This window comes from Aliidiomarina taiwanensis (assembly GCF_003987015.1).
GTDB lineage: Bacteria > Pseudomonadota > Gammaproteobacteria > Enterobacterales > Alteromonadaceae > Aliidiomarina > Aliidiomarina taiwanensis.
Map to the genome: position 1 here is coordinate 636,598 of NZ_PIPQ01000001.1, position 17,415 is coordinate 654,012.

Sequence of the window (17,415 nt, forward strand, 5' to 3'; positions counted from 1 at the left end):
GCCTTATTTTGCCCGCCGGCACAATCAGCCGGTAGGGAATTGTTGCTTCTGGTGTAATACTCGCATGACGCGAATTGCGGAGCCGTCTACCCAGTAAGAAACTATCATTGAGATTTCGGGGATAATGAGTAATCGTCCTTGAATACCAGCACGTTGCACACCCATGAGGGGGTGCTCAAGTAAGTTTTCTACCTTAGCTTCAAGCATATCGTCCGTTTTGTCTGCCGCCTCAGGGTTGAAGTCATAAAGAAATTCAAAGATCTTTTCACGATCATTTAGCGATGCTTCTTCCCATAAAATCATTATTGACCTCGGCTACGAACCATTGCTTTTCGTTCAGCCATTCGTGCTTTTGCTGAGTCATGATCAACAAATGAAGTTTTTCCAGAGTCTAACTTTTCAAATGCTTTATTTACTTGTTCAGTTAACCAAGCGTCGTGAGATAATGCTTTGCGTTGTTGCTCGGCCATTTGCTCAGTAAGTTCACGACAAGCATCGCTAAGCGTGCGTCCTTGGCTTTCAGCCATTTGCTGAGCTAAGCGTTTTGTTTCGTCATCAACACGAAATTGAATTCTAGTGTCCATGCGTTGCTCCCAAATAATTGTACACACAAATGTTAGCACCAGCGTCAGGCAAGGGCAACTAACGAAGCGTTTAAGTCAGATCTCCAACGCTCTGTATGTTCATTTAGGGCCTTTATTGGTGTTTGTCGGTGGTGAGTTAACAAAAAGTGTGTGATGATAATTCCTAAAAACATAAGGAGCTCCTCAATGTCATTTGTTCGACTTCTATTAGCCATTATTATAGGTGTGGCGCTCGGAGGTTTTGTAAACATGGGCGTTATTCTCAACAGCGGCTTTTTTGTTGCACCGCCCACCGGGGCCGACCTAAGCACACCCGAAGGCATACAAGCCGCCCATGCGCTGCTTGAGCCTAAACACTATATGTTTCCCTCCCTAGCACACGCCGTTGGCACCTTTATTGGCAGCTTTGCCGCAGTAAAAATAACAAAAGAGCACCAACTAGCTGCCGCCCTGGTGGTAGGTAGTTTGTTTTTCGTCGGTGGCATACAAGCCGCCCGCATGGTCCCCGCACCCACCTGGTTTGTAGCCATGGACTTAGTACTAGCGTACTTCCCATGCGCACTGCTGGGGTATTGGTTGGCGAGGTCGAAAGCCCTTTAATAAAAGGGATGGTAGGTAAGGCACTGCCTTACGGTGGGGCAGCATAAACAGGTTCTATTGATGGGGGTTCTAGGTGCTACGTTTTATATCGCGATAAAAATTCTCATGCGAACCAAGTGCCATTAATTCGAGAGTGAGCGTGCCATCATTAAAGCTGTACCCTAATAATGTAAGCTGTTTACTCATTTTAAATTTATAAACGCGCAAAAAAGATAAATCGCCTCTTTTTTGTTCGCCAAGCGAAGGTTCATTCATGAGCTCTTTAATGGCGGAATCTAGATCTTTCTTTTGATTCGGTTTAAGTTTCTTTACGGCTTTCTTGAAACTCGGCGTTTGTAAAACGCTGGTAACTTTAACCAAAGTCGTAGTTCTCCAGCTTTCCTGCCTCTTTTTCAGCCTGCGCAATAATGGCTTGTTTAACAAACCCATAAGGTAAGTCGGGGTTTTGTTCCATTATTTTACCAATTTTAGCCCAATGTTCTATTTGTTTGGGTGGTGTTCGGTTAAGGGCTTTTGCCATAATAGTGGCTTTATCTATAAGCTCTTTGTCTAATCGTATACTAGTAGTTGCCACGGGCATATCCTCAAGCAGGTTAACATTGTCGCATATTGTAGCAAATTGCCACAAATGATGCAAAGTGCAACTGATTCGTTAAATACCCCATAAGTAGCATCGTATACCTTTAGAGAAACAGGTATAACTACTCGCATATGCAGTTTCTTAAGAAGTAGGAATGGAGTGCGTGATAAAAGACATTGATTTTGCCCGCCTGTACCGTGAACACCTTGCCCGTAGTGGACGTAAAGCAAAGCCCGCCAGTGTGTGGGACGCGAAGGCGGCTGCCATGGCTTCGCCTGGAACCGACAGTGATTATGCGAGGGAATTTGTACGTCGGGTTCAGTTGCATGCAAGCGACACTGTGCTTGATGTGGGGTGTGGGCCTGGCACCATTGGTTTGGCGTTGGCGCCGCACGTGCAACAGGTGTATGGGCTCGACTATAGTTCAGGAATGCTAACGGCCCTGATGGAGCATGCTAAGCGGCTTGAGTTAAATAATGTGGCGCCTATTGAATGCTCCTGGGATGCCCCTTGGGAGCAAGTGCCTGTGTGCGACATTACGGTTGTGTCTCGCGCCAGTATTGTGAACGACATGGACAGGGCTTTAACTAAACTGAATGCCCACACTCGCAAACGCGTGTATATGACGCATTTGGTTGGCGGACGTTTTCAAAGCCGTGAAATAGCCGAGCTGTTAGGTCGGCCCGACACCAGTTTTCCTGATCATATGTATGTGTTGAACATGCTGTATCAACGCAATATTTATCCGACTATGGATTATATTGAGCTGCCCAGTGGCCTTGCGGGCAGCCGTTCGGAAGCCGAGTTTATTGAAAAGGTAGACACTCGCTTTGGCCCCCTGAGCACGGCAGAAAAGCACACCTTAAGCCGCTGGTACCAACAGCAGCCGGAGTACGCAAAGCAGGGCGGTGAACCTCTACGCTGGGCTTTTATGAGTTGGCAACCGAATTAACCCTCGTTATATGTAAAGACACACTAATTGACAAAAGGATAGATTATGAAATTACCTATTGGCTCGATTGTCGGACTTGTTGCAACCTTGGCTTTCACGGCGACTGCTTTTCCCGGTAGCGCTGATGAGCACGATCACCATCATGCTGAAGGTGTTGAACTGCAACTTAACAACGGTAAGAAATGGGAAACCGATGCGCCGCTTCGCCAGTCGATGGCCACAGTGAGCCAGAATGTAAGCGCAGTGCTGGCAGACATACACAACCATTCATTAAACGCAGCGGGCTACAAAACCCTGGCAGGGCAGGTGAATGAACAAATAGCGTATATCTTTGCCAATTGCGAACTTGAGCCCGCCGCTGACGCCCAGCTGCATATTGTGATTGCTCGCATGATGGTGAGCGCCCAAACCATGGAGCAAAACAGCGACCTAGCTGAAAAGCGCCAGGCGGCCGTCGCCCTTGTTGGCGCGCTACATAGCTATGCTGACTTCTTCGTTGACGAAGACTTCACGTTACCGAAACACTGACCACTACAAAAGCAAAAGCTGCTACTCTAATACTATGCTTTACGAGAAAGCGGATTCGCTAACAAAGCCGAATGCTTGCTTTTTAACCTATTGATTTTATTGATGTGTCGTGTTCATTTCGTGTTCCTTTCGTTCTCAAATGGCGAAAAGTTTGTAACGCTTGGTGCATCTCAAACAGTAAGGGAATAGCCATGATAGTAAGAAAACTTCGCTTGAAAAGAGGGTGGACGCAAAGCCAACTAGCCGAAATGGCAGGGGTTACCACGCGCACGATTCAACGGATTGAACAAGGCTATCGGCCGAGCTTGGAAACCAGCAAAGCACTTGCTTCTGTGTTTGAGATAGAACTTTCTATTTTACAACCAGAGGACAAGACGATGAAAGAAACGAATGAACGATTAGAAAACAAGAAAACCAATGAGGGGCTTCAGCCTGATGAGCAAGAAGCATTAATGAGCGGCAAACGTATGAAAGCATTTTATGATCACCTGATAACCTACCTGGTGCTTGCTGCGGTTTTTCTCTTCGCATTTCATGATGAGCCAGTCGTTTATATGATTTTTGCGGGGTTAGGCATAGGTTTGGTCGTGCAAGGGTTGCTTGCCTTTGAAGTTATAAGCTTTATAAGCCCTAAATGGGAAAAAAAGCTGGTCGAGTGGAAGCTAGGGCGTAAGCTGTAGGAATGTCGTGCGCGATAAGGACATTGATTGAGCCCGCGATACAAAAAAGCCCGAACATTTCTGTTCGGGCTTTCTTTTGAATACGTTGGTTGCGGGGGCAGGATTTGAACCTACGACCTTCGGGTTATGAGCCCGACGAGCTACCAGACTGCTCCACCCCGCGTCCGATGAAGTGCACTATAATGATGCGCAGAGCAGAACGCAAGCCTATTTCTTGAAAAAGCGTTTAAGTGCGTACTTATTGGGCAATGTGCTGCTTATGTGTGCATATTGGCTTGAAAAGCTATAACAGACATAGCCTTGCTGAACAGGTATACTATGCGCCATTAAAACGAACGGATGGCCTTATGTATCAATTTTATATTTCTTGCGCGCATGGTTTAGAAGAGTTGCTGTCGGCTGAGTTAAGCCAACAGCCTGTTTCTGAAGTGAAGCTAACTCACGGTGGGGTAACTTGTAAGGGCGATTTAGCCGCTGCTTACAGCCTGTGTTTAAACTTGCGTACGGCCAGCCGAGTGCTTTTGCACCTACATGAAGGGCCGGTGTCGGACCGCGAGTCTTTGTTACGCGAGTCTACCAAGGTGCCTTGGGGCAGCTATGTAAATGGCGACGACAGCTTTGTGGTGCGCTTTAGCGGTACCAACGACGCGCTGCGCCATACGGGCTTTTCTGCGCAAGTGGTAAAAGACGGTTATTTGGATTACTGGCGTACCTTCGACCAACGCCCAGCGGTGGACCGCGACGAAGCGGGTGTCATGGTGGTGGTGCAGCTGGGCAAAGAGAACGCGAATTTTTATTTAGACCTTTCTGGGTCGGGCATGCATGAGCGGGGTTACCGCCATGGTACGGGGCAAGCGCCTATTCGTGAAACTTTGGCTGCGGCTGTTGTGCAGCGGAGTTTGAATTCGCTGGCAGAGCCTACGCCTTCTGCAGTAGTAGACCCATTTTGTGGCTCGGGTACCTTATTACTCGAAGCCGCCATGCTATTAACAGACTGTGCACCTGGCTTGCTGCGCGAACATTGGGGCTTTTTCGGTTTAAAAGCACACGACCAAGGCTTATGGGAAGAAACCTTGGCGGCAGCCGAGCAGCGTTTTGCAGCAGGCAAAGCCAGCTGTACCACCACCTTTTATGGCAGTGACCTAGAGCCGAAAGTACTGGCTCAAGCGGCTGCGTCTGCAGAGCTTTTGGGGCTGGCAGACTTATTCCAATTTGAACGATTAGACGCGGCAACGGCGGACTTAGTGAGTTTTGTAGGCGAGCAAGCAAACGGCCTGCTGGTAACCAACCCGCCTTATGGTGAACGCTTAGAAACTCCGCTTTCGGCCCATGTGTTGTTCCGAAACTTTGGCGCTGTGTTGTATCAATTAGAAGGTACTTGGAACGCCAGTGTGTTAGCACCAAGCGACGTCTTGTTGAAGTCGCTGCGGTTACGTGCCTGGAAGAAATACAACTTTAATAACGGACCTATTTCTGTGCGTTTGGCTGTTTATAAGCTGGAAGGCCAAAAGCAGCTTGGGGCGAAAGACAACACCGACATTGCCAACCGTTTGAAAAAGAATTGGCAGCAGCGCCGCAAGTGGGCGAAGCGGGAAGGGGTGGAAGCCTTTCGTGTGTACGACGCGGACTTGCCCGACTACAACGCAGCCATTGACTACTATAACGACCACCTGGTGGTGCAAGAATACGCAGCTCCGGCGGATATTCCTGATCATGTGGCGGAAAACCGCTTTTGGGACTTAATTGATGCCATTTTAGCAGTATTGCCGATTGACCCTGACAATATTCACACCAAGCAGCGTCGTCGCCAGAAAGGGCTTGCGCAGTACAATAAGAAAAACACGGCCGAAGACGATGCTGTGGTGTTCCAAACCCGTGAATACAATGCGGCTTTTTGGGTGAATATGACCCAGTACTTAGACACGGGGCTGTTCTTAGACCACCGTTTAGTCCGTAAAGACATTCAAAAGCGGGCGGCGAACAAGCGGGTGTTGAACCTGTTTGGCTATACGGGCAGTGCGTCTGTGCATGCGGCTTTAGGCGGGGCGACGGAAGTGACCACGGTGGATATGTCGCGCACCTACTTAAACTGGGCCAAAGACAACTTCCGTCTGAACCATTTAACCATTAATAAGCACGCTTTTATTCAAGCGGACTGCCTGCAGTGGCTAAGTGACATGCAAGGCTCGGGGCAGCAGTGGGACTTGATTTTCTTAGACCCGCCGACGTTTTCAAATTCGAAACGCATGGAAGACACCTTTGACATTCAACGTGACCACCTTGACGTATTGCGTCAGGTGAAAAGCCTGTTGGCGCCTGGTGGCTTGCTGATATTTTCGACCAACAAACGCAGGTTTAAGCTGGATCAGGCAGGGCTTGCAGAACTGGCATTAAAAGCGGATGAACGCACCCATGCCACCACGTCGGAAGACTTTAAACGCCAGCGCGCCATTCATTACTGCTGGTATATAGAGCATGCGTAATTTTTATTTACTGACAAAAGACAACTGCCCCTTATGCACCATGGCCAAGCAGCTTATACAGCGTATGGCGCTGCAACAGCCTGTGGCGTTGCACGAGGTGGACATTGCCAGCCAAGCAGAGCTGCTTGAAGAGTATGGCAATTTAGTGCCTGTTTTAGTGCGTGAGCACGATGATGCCGAATTGAAATGGCCTTTCGGCGATGACAAGTTAAGGAATTTTCTCGAACAATGAGTTTACTTCGTTTACAAAATGCCCGTTTAGCCTTTGGTACGGCGCCTGTATTAGACAACACACAGTTAATTGTGGAGCGCGACGAGCGCCTGTGTATTGTTGGCCGTAACGGTGCGGGCAAGTCGAGTTTGCTAAAGGTGTTAAATGGCCAAGTAGCGCTGGACGATGGCGAATTAAAGAAAGACGCTGGCTTGAAAGTGGCTATGTTGCCGCAAGACCCGCCTGCGCGCACGGAAATGGCGGTGTTCGACTTTGTCGCTGGGGCCTTTGCCGACTTAAAAGAACATTTAAGCCAGTATGCGCGCCTGATTCAACGCATGACCGACGAGCCTACCAACGAAGCCTTGTTTACGGAGCTTTCGAAAGTACAAGAAGTGCTAGAAGCCCAAAATGGCTGGGAAGTGCAGCAGCAAATTGAGCAAACCCTGACGCGTTTAGGGTTAGACGGCCAAGCCCGCTTGGACAGTTTGTCCGGTGGTTGGTTGCGCCGTGTGGCCTTGGCGAAAGCTTGGGTGATTCAACCCGATGTATTGTTATTAGACGAGCCCACGAACCACTTAGACGTAGAAACTGTGCAGTGGCTTGAGCAAACCTTGCGTGACTTTCATGGTTCGATTGTATTTATAAGCCACGACCGGGCCTTTATTCGGGCCTTAGCCACACGTATTGTAGACTTAGACCGGGGCGAGCTGCATAGCTTCCCAGGCAATTATGACGCCTATCTAGTGGAAAAACAGCGTTTGCTGGAAGTAGAAGAAGCCCATAATGCGGCCTTCGACAAAAAGCTGGCCGAAGAAGAAGTGTGGATTCGCCAAGGTATTAAAGCCCGTCGTACCCGCAACGAAGGTCGAGTACGGGCGCTAAAAGCCTTGCGCGAAGAGCGCAAACAACGCCGCGAGAAGCAGTCGACAGCGAATTTTGAAGCGCAGGCAGCTGAACGCTCGGGCAAAATTGTTTGGCGGGCAAATAATATTTCGTTTCAGTACAACGACAAAGTGCTGGTGAAAGACTTTACCTTTACCCTGCAACGGGGCGACAAAATTGCCATTGTGGGTCCGAATGGAATTGGGAAAAGTACCCTGATTAAACTGATTCTTGGTGACTTACAGCCCACGGCTGGCACGATGGAGCAGGGCACCAAGCTGAATGTGGCTTATTACGATCAGCACCGTGCTGAGCTTGACCCAGAAAAGTCGATAGCGGACAACGTGGGCGAAGGCAAAATGGATGTGACCTTTGGTGGGCGCACTCGCCATATATACAGCTATTTGCAAGACTTCCTGTTTACCCCGCAGCAAGCCCGTATGCCAGTGAAGGCCTTGTCTGGCGGTGAGCGCAACCGGGTGTTGTTGGCCCAAATTCTACTGAAAGAATGCAACTTGCTGATTCTGGATGAGCCCACCAACGACTTGGATGTGGAAACCTTAGAATTGCTTGAAACTATTGTGTCGGAGTTTAAAGGCACGGTACTCTTAGTGAGCCACGACCGTGAGTTTATCGAAAACACGGCGAACGAAGTGTTATTGTTTGAAGGTAATGGTCAAATTACTGAAATAGTGGGTGGTTTCCACGAAGTGGCCATGTACCAGCAAGCAAAACGTGAAAAAGAACAAAAACGGGCGGTTAATACGCCAAAGCAGGGAACTTCTGCGAAAGAAAAGCACTCACAAGCACAGCAAACTTCAGCTCGTAGCGGTAACAAGTTATCATACAAACTGAAACGCGAACTTGAGCAGTTGCCCGCTAAAATAGAGCAGCTTGAGCAAGAGCTTGAAGGCTTGCAAGAAAAGGTGTCTGAGCCGGACTTTTTTACTCAGCCTATTGGTGATACGCAGCCTGTTTTAGAGCGTATACAAGCCATCGAAGAAGAATTAGAAACCGCGCTTGAGCGTTGGGATTACTTAGAGAATTTCGAGGATAATTAATGCAATTTCAAAAAACACAGCTTGCTTTAGCTCTTTCTGCTTTATTGGTGAGTGCGAGCTTCTCGGGTGCTGCAAACGCTGCCACAGGTTATGAAGTGACAGAGCTAGAGCCAGTTACGGGTGCACTTTCTTTTTCCGTAACCAGTATGAACAACAGCGGCAATTACACGGGTATTGGCTATAACCTTGCTGATATTCTTATTCGTACGGAGCTATTAGACCCGGAAAACTTTGAAGGGATTGAAGACTTCAATGAGTTATCCGCCAGTGAGTACATGCAATTGCGTAACTACTTATTAAGTACCAATGGTTCATTAGCTGACTCGACAGCACAAAAATTAAGTAGCTTACGAGGCGTAGTGTTTCAAGGTATGAACATGTCTTTAAATGAAGACCTTGACACAATAGAGCCGGCGACGGGCTTGTTAAGCCAAAGCAACGACGTGCTACTGCACGATATAAACGAACAAAACCAAGTTGTGGGTGAGCACAGAGCGCCTTTTATTCAGCAAGAGGGTGTGAATGGTGCAGGTGAGCCGGTGCAGTACTTTGTGCGCGACCGCTACCCCCATGGGCTTTGGAGTAATGGGGTAGACCATGTAGAGCTGCCTGCAGAGCCTGGATTAACCTATGGCGGCTTGTCTCGGGCCTATGCAATTAACGACCACAACCAAGTGGTGGGTTATGCGGCTGTAGCCGACAACGACCGGATTGTGGCTGCCTATGAAAAATGTTCGGATCCTGAATCTGAAACAGCTCACCTACCACTGAAGGTGTGCATGCACACGGCTTGGTTTAGTGAGCGTTTTGCGCAAGTTATAACGGCTCCTTTATATACAGAGCAAGCTTATACCTGGACTCTCGATGCAACAGGAACTGTGGTAAGTCAAACGACTTTAGGGGCAGCTCCGACCTTATTAGACGAACAAGAGGATGTAGCTGAAGAAGACAGATTAACCGGCGTGGTACGCAGTGAAGCTGTAGATATTAACAACCAAGGAGTTGCGGTTGGCTTCACTAGCCTACGGAATGAGTTTTTTGTTTTAAGTTATGCCACTGTATTTAAAGACGGTGAAGCCCTATGGGTTTTACCACGGGATACAGAAGGCTTCACTCAGTCGCGGGCGACACATATAAACGACAATGGTTACATTGTGGGTGACGCATTAATTCGAAACTTCCAATTTAACCGGAAGCGTTTATTTGTAGCGCATGTGGATGGTCGTGAGCCTGTCTTCCCCGATGGTCACTTTAGTCATTCAGCGTGGGAAGCGCGCGATTTAAACAACTTAAACCAAGTGGTTGGTCGTGCTGAGCGCGACAGAACCCTAGTACAAAATCGCCCAACGTCTGCTTTTCTATACGATATAGAAACCGACACCTTAACGGACTTAAACAGTCAATTGGCGTGTAATAGCGGCTACCACTTGTTCGATGCGGTAAGCATTAACGAGCATGGCGATATTGTGGCTTTAGCTAATAAAGAAGTCACCCGTGAAATTGACGGACGCAGCTACACTACTCACGCGGTGCAGCCTGTGTTACTTCGTGCCAGCGACACAGTGGAAGCCTGTGGCGATAACACGGGCAACCAAGAGCGGAAAGGTGCGGCTCTCAGCCCTATGCAGTTTGCTATGGCTGCGACACTTTCTGTTTTTGCAGTATTTAGCCGCCGCCGTCGAAAAGCGAAAAAATAAGCTTTTTGTGCAAATTAAATTTGGTGCGATCTCAGCTGCTTAACGAAAAGCCGATGAGATCGCATTTTTTTTGATTGAACTTTGCCACGATCCTCGCTATCAAAGTAAGTGTGCAGTGAAAAAAGCACGCCTTATATTAAGACAAGAGGAAAGTGAACATGAGCATGAAAAGACAGAAGCGGAATCGCTTAGAAAGGGCAAATGCCCAAGGCTTTAAAGCTGGAGTTGCTGGTCGTTCGAAAGATCTTTGTCCTTATCAAGAAAGCGATATTCGTTCTGAGTGGTTAGGCGGGTGGCGAGAGGCCATGGAAGCCCGCAACGACGGTTATTTTATTCGCTAAACTCACTATTGAATTCACAACAAAAAGCCCGGCAAATTACCGGGCTTTTCTGTGTTTAACGGCACATATTAGAACTTAGATGTGTCGGTAAACAAACCTACTTTTAGGTCTTTGGCGGTGTAAATGACACGGCCGTCTACTTCTACTTCACCGTCGCCAATACCCATAAACAGCTTGCGTTTGATAACGCGGGTAAAGTTAATGCGGTAGGTTACTTTTTTCGCTGTTGGTAATACTTGTCCTGTGAATTTGACTTCACCCACACCTAGGGCACGGCCTCGACCGGGGCCACCAGAGCAGGCCAAGAAGAAGCCAAGTAATTGCCACAAGGCGTCGAGGCCTAGGCAACCGGGCATGACAGGGTCACCAATAAAGTGACAGTCGAAGAACCAAAGGTCTGGATGAATGTCGAGTTCGGCTTCCACATATCCTAAACCATGGGTACCACCGGTTTCTTCCATGCGGGTGACACGGTCCATCATGAGCATGTTCGGGGCTGGTAAACGGCTGTTACCAGGACCAAACATTTCACCACGGCCACAGGCTAAGAGTTCTTCGCGTGTATAAGAAGACTGCATTGTTACACCTTTATATTATAAATGTTGCGCGTAGCTTAGCGAACACCTGTACGCTGAACAAGTCCGAACAGTTGCGCCTTTAGCTTTTACGCAGCCAACGGCGGAAAAAGACCGGCTCGTCGTGGTGGTGTAACTCTTGTACTTCTTGCAACCGTTGCTGTATACGGCCGAAAATACTAGCACTGTCTGGCTGTTGTGCTGAGCCGCACGGCATCCCCATTAATAGTTGTACCGCCTCACTCACATGTTTCACGGTGTAAATGTGAAAGGTGTCGTTGGCCACGGCTTCCCGTATGGCTGGAGGCAAATGCAGGTTCAGCCGGTTTGAGTAGGGCAGAATAATACCTTGCTGACCGGTGAGACCGCGTTGTTGGCAAATGGTGAAGTAGCCTTGTATTTTTTCATTAATACCGCCAATGGCTTGCACATTACCGAATTGATCGATGGCGCCGGTCACAGCCAAACCTTGTTCAATTGGGGCATTGGCTAAGGCTGAAAGCAAGCAGCAAAGCTCTGCCAGCGAGGCGCTGTCGCCGTCTACTTCATGGTACGACTGTTCGAACACCAAGGTTGCAGACAGAGGAATTTGTTCTTTCTGCGCGAAAACATGGGCTAAATAGGCGGTTAATATCATGACGCCTTTGGTATGGATGCTGCCACTTAACTCGGCTTTGCGCTCAATATCAATAATATCGCCGTCGCCGTAATGGACGGTCGCGGTAATACGGGAAGGCTCACCAAATTCGATGCCCGCCGTTGACACCACCGTCAGCCCATTGATTTGACCGACGACTTGGCCGCTGGTGTCGATATGCACTTGTTGCTCAATAATGCTTTGCCAGTTCATTTCCGCAATACGGGCCATGCGGTAGTCTTGCTCTTGCTCTGTGGCATGAATATGGCGAGCTTCTATGTACTCACTGTTTGCGGCGTTTGCTAGGGTTTCGGCTTGCTCTAAAAACTGCATTAATCGCACGGCGTCTAGGCTGAGTTCGCCTTGGTGTTCACACAGGCTGGACGAATACTGTAAGAGGGCGGTGAAACCACATGCACTTAGCGGGCGGTGTCGAACCTGATCGCGCAGGTAGGTTAAAAAGCCTAAATATTCATGGCTGTTGTGCTCGCTTGGCTTAAAAATAGCTGTAAAGTCGGCAATAAATGGGAAAAAGTTGCTGAACTCTTCGTCGAGCTCCGCCAACTGACTAAATAAGTAGGTGTCGCCGGTTAAAATAACTTTGACGTCGATAGGAATGGCTTCGGGCTGATAAAAAATAGCCGTTTGCCCTTTGCCGGGTTGCTCCCAGTCAAACCGTTTGCGTCTTAACACATGCTTTAGTTGGCGCCATAAATGGGGCTCTTGCAATAGTTCATGGGCGTCGACCACCAACACCCCACCATTTGCATGCAACAGGGCGCCTGGACGAATTAAATGCAGGGCCGAACTCACGGTGCCTTCTACGGCTTGAATACGAATGTCGCCAAATAAACGGGCATAGTTTACCCGGTCACAATACACCCAAGGCTCAGCGTCTTGGGTGTGGGACACAATAATATTGGCCAGTTCATTGCCGGGTATGTCGTCGAAGCGCTTTGTGGCGATGTGGTTTAAGTACTGGCTGAAGCTACTGGAAGGAAACTGTGCCTTCAGCTGTTGCATGAGTTCGCTGCGTTGTTCGGGTGCTGTGTTTAAAAAATCCCATAAGCTGTGCAGGGCTTCTGGCGCACTACCAGCGGGCAACCACACACAGACGGGTGTCAGCGGGTTGCTGGGATGGGCCAAATAAACCCAGTCGTATTGGTTTTTTGCTTGCCATTGCTGATGTTTCGCCACGGCACGAATAACGTCGTTGGCAATAAGTCCACTCGGTAACGCCATAAACGCATGGCTGTAGCTGGAGTTCGACTGAATGGCATGTTGTAAAGCAAGAAGGGCGCGTGATTGTCCTGCTAATACCTGGGCTGCCACATTTTCCGCAGAAGCGGGCTGCGTCAGCATGGGATGGACCTGAGCGGTTAACTGCTCTGCTGTTAGTTTTTGATACGTAAATGAACTCGTGGTTTCTTGATTGCTTGGCATAAGATAGCGCCCCCGTAAAAACAAACGGTATGATACGCTAAAACACAGCACTGTAAACGAAAGTTAAAAATACAGAGGTGAATCCGTTTCGAAATGGCATGCGTATTGGTAGTAATACTGGCTAAAAACATCATATTGAGGCTAAAAAAGCCTAATTTGACATGACTAAAAGGAATGGTAAGTTGAATTTAACGCAAAAGCAGAAAGCCTTCAGAAAAGCACTAAAAGCAGCGCCATTTATAGGCTTGACGCTTGTTAGCGGCCTTGCCGTAGCCGCTGAAAAAGAGTCAAGCAAAGGTGTTTGGCAAGCAGGTCTGGCTTTGGCCACGGTAGATGCTGCTTATAAAGGCAGAAACCGCGATAATTATGTGTTTCCTGTACTTGGTTACGAAAGTGAACGGCTTTACTTTCGTGGAATTGAGTTAGGTTATCGCTTGTTGAGTTCGCGCAGTCAGGAGCTGGCCATTGTGTCTGGCATTGGAGGGAAACGTTTTGATCCTAAAAAGAATAACAATGCAGAACTGCAGCAATTAGATAAACGGGACTTTCGCTTAGAAACAGGCCTTAAATTCACACAGCGAACACCATACGGCCGATTTACCGCTGAAAGCCGTGTGAACGTGCGTGACTTTGACACGGGTTACCAGTCGACACTGGGGTATTTTTACTCCTTTAGCCCAAGCCCACGGCAATGGCAGCTAGGACCACGGCTAGATGTCAGTTATGTCAGCGGCAGCTATACCGATTATTTCTATGGAATAAGCCAAGCGGAAGCTGGACGGTCTGGGCTTTCTGCCTACGACAGCAATAGCAGCTGGAATGTGGCCATAAGCTTGGAAGGCTTTGTGCGCTTAAATGAGCGCTGGTCTTTGGCAGGTACCATTAAACGTAGTTTCTTAGACGACGCCATTCGTAACAGCCCAATGACTGAAGGCAGCCATGCAAATAGTGCCTTTATCATTATCAATTATCGGCTGTAGCGTGATGCAAAAACCAAACATATGGAGGTGTTTTTCCAGGCGCCTCTTATTATTATAACTACGCATAATATATATTATGTTAAATTGCTTATTATGCTCTTATGAGGCCTGCTCTGCCCTGTGGTGTTTGTACGTGCAAACTTCGGCTGTTTTTGCTGGTTTTTGGTTATAACGTAAAAACAGGAAATTTGATTTGTTCAAAAATTTGTCAAAAAAAAAGCCACCGTAAAAACGGTGGCGGCGATTCGTTTGGTGAAAAGCCAAAGCTTTAATTGCTGGGCTTGGTTTCCTCGTTGTAGTTTAAGGTGAACGGCAATGCGTATTGGCCAATCGGTGTTCCTACTTGGGCAGCACCTTCTACTCGAAATGGTGGCAAGCTTTCGCCGCGTTTTAACTTTAAGCCTTCAGTAAGGAGCTTCTTACCACTCAGCGCTATGCGCAACGTAATGTCGCCCGTGCCACCATTTGCTGCTATTGCTAGCTGGTCGCTGTTTGCGCCTTCGGCGATTAAGGCTTCGCCCATATAAACTTGGTAATTTACCTGGGTTAAACGGAGCTGCACAGGACTGGCGTTTCCTATGCTCACTTGCACAGCTAGGTCTGTAACAAGGTCTGGTATATAGGTACCGTCTTGTTGGAGTGACATGTTTGCATTCACGGCAGCTAAATCGAAAGAAACCTTGTCGGTTATTTGGTCCTTTACGACAGAGCATGCACTGAGCAGCAAGGAGCTTGCTGCTATGAGTGCGCTTGTTTTAAATAAACCATGCTTCATGACTTGCTCATACCTTTCACAATGTCGGTAATACTGGCCACCGCGCCACCAATGTTGGCTAATTCAGCAGGAATGATCATGCTGTTGTTGGCTTTAGCTAAGTTACCAAACTCTTTTACATATTGTTCTGCAACGCGTAGGTTCACTGCTTCCTTACCACCTGGCTCATTAATGGCCAAGGCAATTTTACGTAAACCTTCAGCCGTGGCAGAAGCAATAAGTTCAATTTCTTGCGCACGCCCTTCTGCTTCATTTATTTGTTTCTGCTTTTCGGCTTCCGACATATTAATCACTTCTTGTTTCTGACCTTCTGAAACGTTGATCATGGCTTGGCGTTCACCTTCAGACTTGGCGATTGCAGCGCGGCGTTCACGCTCTGCACGCATTTGCTGTTCAAGGGCGTCTTTAATGCTGGTGGGTAGCTCAATGTCTGAAATTTCATAGCGCAGGACTTTAATACCCCAAGGTGCAGCTGCTTCGTCAAGTGCTTGCACTACAGCTTCGTTAATTTTGGCACGCTCTTCAAAGGTTTTGTCTAATGACGTTTGGCCAATAACAGAACGCATGGTGGTTTGTGCAAGCTGAGACGCAGCGTAACGATAGTCGTTAATACCGTAACTTGCGCGATGTGCGTCGATTACCTGAATATACAGCACACCATTAATGCCTACTTGTATGTTGTCTTTGGTGACACAAGCTTGGCGGTGCACGTCGATTACTTCTTCTTTTAGCGTATGTACATAGGCTACTTTGTCAATAAACGGGATTAAAATATGAAAGCCCGAGTCTAAAGTACGGGAGTATTTTCCTAAACGTTCAATGACATAGTTGCTGCGCTGGGGAACGATGCGCGCTGTTTTGACAATAATAACAATGACAAATACGGCAAACCCCAACGAGAGTATGGCTAAGCTGTCCATGAGTTGTTCCTTATAAGTAAATTATTTTGCAGGTTGGTTGCGGCTAACAATTAAGGTGATGCCGTCGTTTTTGATCACCCAAGCCACATCCCCTTTTTCTAGCGGGTCTTCACTGCTTGCGTCCCACTGTACGCCATTCAAAACGACACGCCCTCGGCCGTGTACAAAGGTACTTTGCACTTCAACCCGGTCGCCCAGGCTTTTTTGAAAAATTTGTGGAGAGCTTGCAGTGTCGCTGGTGAAGCCAACAAACCAATTTTGTAAATGTTTCCGAGCTAACAGAAGCGTCGCTAAACTGACCCCACCAAACACTAGGTACTGGGCAGACTGGGAAGTAATAACACCAAGCTGCAATAAAATGCCCGTGGTGATAGCGCCTATACCAATAAACACAGCAATGACACTGGTTGCCAGGAGTTCTGTTAGTATCAGAAATATACCTACGATAATCCAAATAATACCGGCTGACATGTTTAGTCCTCTTTATTCGAGTGCATACTGCGGGTTTCGAAGCTGCCTTCTAAAAAACTCCGGCTGCCACGTGTGTCAGCAACCATCAGCCGCCCTTCTTCTAATTGGTGAAAGCTTTTTAGCTCCGTCGGCAAAAATACGGGACGTCGGAAGCCAACGTCCATGAGCGTGACTTCTTCGCCTAAGTAATGCTCAATACTGGCTTGCGCCCGAGCTACCGAATACATGCCATGAATAATAGGCCGGCTGAAACCAAACCAGCGCGACACCCAAGGGTGCAAGTGGATAGGATTATAGTCACCCGACAAGCGCGCGTAGGTGCGGCCTAAATGGCTTGGCAGTGACCAGGCGTCGTTTTCTTGCCACAGGCTCAAGTCGATAGTTGGGCTTTTGCGTTCGCGCCCCTTGCCTGGCTTGCTGCCGCCACCTACCTGGTAGGCACTGCTACTGCGCAGCACCAGCGTGTCGTCTTGGTAGAAGTCCACTAAATACATTGGACGAATACGCTTACGCTTGGCTGCCCTTGCTGGCATTTCTATTTGCACATCCAGGGTGAAGGGTTGCTTTTTATCAACTGGAGCAAAGTACTCCATACGGTTGGCAACATGCACCATGCCTAAAATAGGAAACGGGAAGTCATTTTCAAGCATCAGCGCTAAATGCGCCCGTTGTGCTAACAAATAAAAGTAAGTTAAAGGTACGTCACTGACAAAGTTAGGTATTTTTTCTTTATAAGACGCCAAATGCTCCAGATCGATCGGCTTGGCACTGTATTGACTGGTCAGTCGCTTCAAATCGTCGCTGACAATGCCTTTCCGTGTGACTGTGCCAACAGCTCGCAACAACATACCTGGTAAGTCAGGTAAGGTTTTTACAGGCGGGTTCTCCGCTTGGTAACCTTGCGCCATCCATCCCTCCATAGCACTTTTGTTTGTAATATGTATGTTAGGTTACCAAAGTTCTTATAAACGGCGTAGTACTATTTATGAAATAAAGCCTTGTGTTATATCAA

Annotated in this window: 20 protein-coding genes and 1 tRNA gene; 10 read left to right on the forward strand and 11 right to left on the reverse strand. The window is 48.0% G+C overall.

Annotated elements, in window-relative coordinates:
- Nucleotides 1–24 precede the first annotated feature (24 nt).
- Complete coding sequence (locus CWE15_RS02930) at nucleotides 25–303, reverse strand: type II toxin-antitoxin system RelE/ParE family toxin (RefSeq protein WP_126756536.1); 279 nt, start codon at nucleotides 301–303, stop codon at nucleotides 25–27.
- Complete coding sequence (locus tag CWE15_RS02935; protein WP_126756537.1) at nucleotides 303–584, reverse strand: type II toxin-antitoxin system RelB/DinJ family antitoxin; 282 nt, start codon at nucleotides 582–584, stop codon at nucleotides 303–305. The genes CWE15_RS02930 and CWE15_RS02935 overlap by 1 nt, the downstream gene beginning before the upstream one ends.
- Nucleotides 585–770: 186 nt before the next feature.
- Here CWE15_RS02935 and CWE15_RS02940 point away from each other — a divergent pair, with 186 nt between their 5' ends.
- Nucleotides 771–1,184, forward strand: a complete 414-nt coding sequence (locus CWE15_RS02940) for a hypothetical protein (RefSeq protein ID WP_126756538.1) — start codon at nucleotides 771–773, stop codon at nucleotides 1,182–1,184.
- Between the two features lie 69 nt (nucleotides 1,185–1,253).
- Here CWE15_RS02940 and CWE15_RS02945 read toward each other — a convergent pair whose 3' ends face one another.
- Together CWE15_RS02945 and CWE15_RS02950 are read right to left on the reverse strand one after the other, a co-directional pair.
- Nucleotides 1,254–1,544 carry a type II toxin-antitoxin system RelE/ParE family toxin gene (locus CWE15_RS02945; protein WP_126756539.1) on the reverse strand — a complete coding sequence of 97 codons (291 nt, stop codon included), beginning with the start codon at nucleotides 1,542–1,544 and terminating at the stop codon, nucleotides 1,254–1,256.
- Nucleotides 1,537–1,758 carry a TA system antitoxin ParD family protein gene (locus tag CWE15_RS02950; protein ID WP_126756540.1) on the reverse strand — a complete coding sequence of 74 codons (222 nt, stop codon included), beginning with the start codon at nucleotides 1,756–1,758 and terminating at the stop codon, nucleotides 1,537–1,539. Before CWE15_RS02950 ends, CWE15_RS02945 begins: the two co-directional genes overlap by 8 nt.
- A 169-nt stretch (nucleotides 1,759–1,927) precedes the next feature.
- Here CWE15_RS02950 and CWE15_RS02955 point away from each other — a divergent pair, with 169 nt between their 5' ends.
- The 3 genes from CWE15_RS02955 (at nucleotide 1,928) to CWE15_RS02965 (ending at nucleotide 3,924) form a co-directional block, all read left to right on the forward strand.
- Entirely contained in the window at nucleotides 1,928–2,716 is a 789-nt protein-coding gene (locus CWE15_RS02955; RefSeq protein WP_198674963.1) for a class I SAM-dependent methyltransferase, read from the forward strand.
- 45 nt (nucleotides 2,717–2,761) lie between these two features.
- On the forward strand, nucleotides 2,762–3,244 hold the full coding sequence (locus CWE15_RS02960) for a hypothetical protein (RefSeq protein WP_126756542.1): 483 nt from the start codon (nucleotides 2,762–2,764) through the stop codon (nucleotides 3,242–3,244).
- Between the two features lie 191 nt (nucleotides 3,245–3,435).
- Entirely contained in the window at nucleotides 3,436–3,924 is a 489-nt protein-coding gene (locus CWE15_RS02965) for a helix-turn-helix domain-containing protein (RefSeq protein WP_126756543.1), read from the forward strand.
- An 86-nt stretch (nucleotides 3,925–4,010) separates the two neighbouring features.
- Here the strand turns inward: CWE15_RS02965 and CWE15_RS02970 are convergent.
- Nucleotides 4,011–4,087 (reverse strand) — tRNA-Met (locus CWE15_RS02970).
- 184 nt (nucleotides 4,088–4,271) lie between these two features.
- Between CWE15_RS02970 and rlmKL the strand changes: the two genes are divergently transcribed.
- The 5 genes from rlmKL (at nucleotide 4,272) to rmf (ending at nucleotide 10,602) form a co-directional block, all read left to right on the forward strand.
- The gene (gene rlmKL / locus CWE15_RS02975) at nucleotides 4,272–6,407 is read left to right on the forward strand and encodes a bifunctional 23S rRNA (guanine(2069)-N(7))-methyltransferase RlmK/23S rRNA (guanine(2445)-N(2))-methyltransferase RlmL (protein ID WP_157980702.1); all 2,136 of its coding nucleotides are present in this window, start codon (nucleotides 4,272–4,274) and stop codon (nucleotides 6,405–6,407) included.
- Nucleotides 6,400–6,639 carry a glutaredoxin family protein gene (locus tag CWE15_RS02980; protein WP_126756545.1) on the forward strand — a complete coding sequence of 80 codons (240 nt, stop codon included), beginning with the start codon at nucleotides 6,400–6,402 and terminating at the stop codon, nucleotides 6,637–6,639. The genes rlmKL and CWE15_RS02980 overlap by 8 nt, the downstream gene beginning before the upstream one ends.
- Complete coding sequence (gene uup, locus CWE15_RS02985; protein ID WP_126756546.1) at nucleotides 6,636–8,564, forward strand: ATP-binding cassette ATPase Uup; 1,929 nt, start codon at nucleotides 6,636–6,638, stop codon at nucleotides 8,562–8,564. The genes CWE15_RS02980 and uup overlap by 4 nt, the downstream gene beginning before the upstream one ends.
- On the forward strand, nucleotides 8,564–10,261 hold the full coding sequence (locus CWE15_RS02990; protein WP_126756547.1) for a DUF3466 family protein: 1,698 nt from the start codon (nucleotides 8,564–8,566) through the stop codon (nucleotides 10,259–10,261). Before uup ends, CWE15_RS02990 begins: the two co-directional genes overlap by 1 nt.
- A 164-nt stretch (nucleotides 10,262–10,425) precedes the next feature.
- Nucleotides 10,426–10,602 carry a ribosome modulation factor gene (gene rmf, locus CWE15_RS02995; RefSeq protein WP_126756862.1) on the forward strand — a complete coding sequence of 59 codons (177 nt, stop codon included), beginning with the start codon at nucleotides 10,426–10,428 and terminating at the stop codon, nucleotides 10,600–10,602.
- A 68-nt stretch (nucleotides 10,603–10,670) separates the two neighbouring features.
- On the opposite strand, the gene fabA is transcribed toward rmf, so the two are convergent.
- Nucleotides 10,671–11,180 (reverse strand): 3-hydroxyacyl-[acyl-carrier-protein] dehydratase FabA, encoded by a 510-nt coding sequence (gene fabA / locus CWE15_RS03000; RefSeq protein ID WP_126756548.1) that lies wholly within the window; start codon nucleotides 11,178–11,180, stop codon nucleotides 10,671–10,673.
- 79 nt (nucleotides 11,181–11,259) lie between these two features.
- On the reverse strand, nucleotides 11,260–13,257 hold the full coding sequence (locus tag CWE15_RS03005) for a Lon protease family protein (protein ID WP_126756549.1): 1,998 nt from the start codon (nucleotides 13,255–13,257) through the stop codon (nucleotides 11,260–11,262).
- A gap of 182 nt (nucleotides 13,258–13,439) precedes the next feature.
- Here CWE15_RS03005 and CWE15_RS03010 point away from each other — a divergent pair, with 182 nt between their 5' ends.
- On the forward strand, nucleotides 13,440–14,237 hold the full coding sequence (locus CWE15_RS03010) for a MipA/OmpV family protein (RefSeq protein ID WP_157980703.1): 798 nt from the start codon (nucleotides 13,440–13,442) through the stop codon (nucleotides 14,235–14,237).
- Between the two features lie 268 nt (nucleotides 14,238–14,505).
- Here CWE15_RS03010 and CWE15_RS03015 read toward each other — a convergent pair whose 3' ends face one another.
- Genes CWE15_RS03015 through CWE15_RS03030 form a run of 4 tightly spaced genes read right to left on the reverse strand, consistent with a single transcriptional unit; the run spans nucleotide 14,506 to nucleotide 17,311 of the window.
- Nucleotides 14,506–15,012, reverse strand: a complete 507-nt coding sequence (locus tag CWE15_RS03015) for an LEA/WHy family protein (RefSeq protein WP_126756551.1) — start codon at nucleotides 15,010–15,012, stop codon at nucleotides 14,506–14,508.
- A complete protein-coding gene (locus tag CWE15_RS03020) occupies nucleotides 15,009–15,932 on the reverse strand; it encodes an SPFH domain-containing protein (protein ID WP_126756552.1) in 924 nt (307 codons plus the stop codon). The genes CWE15_RS03015 and CWE15_RS03020 overlap by 4 nt, the downstream gene beginning before the upstream one ends.
- A gap of 21 nt (nucleotides 15,933–15,953) precedes the next feature.
- Entirely contained in the window at nucleotides 15,954–16,403 is a 450-nt protein-coding gene (locus CWE15_RS03025; RefSeq protein ID WP_126756553.1) for an NfeD family protein, read from the reverse strand.
- Nucleotides 16,404–16,405: 2 nt separating this feature from the next.
- A complete protein-coding gene (locus CWE15_RS03030; RefSeq protein ID WP_157980704.1) occupies nucleotides 16,406–17,311 on the reverse strand; it encodes a MaoC/PaaZ C-terminal domain-containing protein in 906 nt (301 codons plus the stop codon).
- Nucleotides 17,312–17,415: the final 104 nt, after the last annotated feature.

Bases quoted from the DNA above. Each gene is read 5' to 3' on its own strand.
- CWE15_RS02990 (WP_126756547.1), top strand. From the start codon at position 8,564: ATGCAATTTCAAAAAACACAGCTTGCTTTAGCTCTTTCTGCTTTATTG.
- uup (WP_126756546.1), top strand. From the start codon at position 6,636: ATGAGTTTACTTCGTTTACAAAATGCCCGTTTAGCCTTTGGTACGGCG.
- CWE15_RS02930 (WP_126756536.1), bottom strand. From the start codon at position 303: ATGATTTTATGGGAAGAAGCATCGCTAAATGATCGTGAAAAGATCTTT.
- CWE15_RS03015 (WP_126756551.1), bottom strand. From the start codon at position 15,012: ATGAAGCATGGTTTATTTAAAACAAGCGCACTCATAGCAGCAAGCTCC.
- CWE15_RS02935 (WP_126756537.1), bottom strand. From the start codon at position 584: ATGGACACTAGAATTCAATTTCGTGTTGATGACGAAACAAAACGCTTA.
- rlmKL (WP_157980702.1), top strand. From the start codon at position 4,272: ATGTATCAATTTTATATTTCTTGCGCGCATGGTTTAGAAGAGTTGCTG.
- rmf (WP_126756862.1), top strand. From the start codon at position 10,426: ATGAAAAGACAGAAGCGGAATCGCTTAGAAAGGGCAAATGCCCAAGGC.
- CWE15_RS03005 (WP_126756549.1), bottom strand. From the start codon at position 13,257: ATGCCAAGCAATCAAGAAACCACGAGTTCATTTACGTATCAAAAACTA.
- CWE15_RS02940 (WP_126756538.1), top strand. From the start codon at position 771: ATGTCATTTGTTCGACTTCTATTAGCCATTATTATAGGTGTGGCGCTC.
- CWE15_RS02980 (WP_126756545.1), top strand. From the start codon at position 6,400: ATGCGTAATTTTTATTTACTGACAAAAGACAACTGCCCCTTATGCACC.
- CWE15_RS03020 (WP_126756552.1), bottom strand. From the start codon at position 15,932: ATGGACAGCTTAGCCATACTCTCGTTGGGGTTTGCCGTATTTGTCATT.
- CWE15_RS02960 (WP_126756542.1), top strand. From the start codon at position 2,762: ATGAAATTACCTATTGGCTCGATTGTCGGACTTGTTGCAACCTTGGCT.
- CWE15_RS02965 (WP_126756543.1), top strand. From the start codon at position 3,436: ATGATAGTAAGAAAACTTCGCTTGAAAAGAGGGTGGACGCAAAGCCAA.
- CWE15_RS03030 (WP_157980704.1), bottom strand. From the start codon at position 17,311: ATGGCGCAAGGTTACCAAGCGGAGAACCCGCCTGTAAAAACCTTACCT.
- fabA (WP_126756548.1), bottom strand. From the start codon at position 11,180: ATGCAGTCTTCTTATACACGCGAAGAACTCTTAGCCTGTGGCCGTGGT.
- CWE15_RS03025 (WP_126756553.1), bottom strand. From the start codon at position 16,403: ATGTCAGCCGGTATTATTTGGATTATCGTAGGTATATTTCTGATACTA.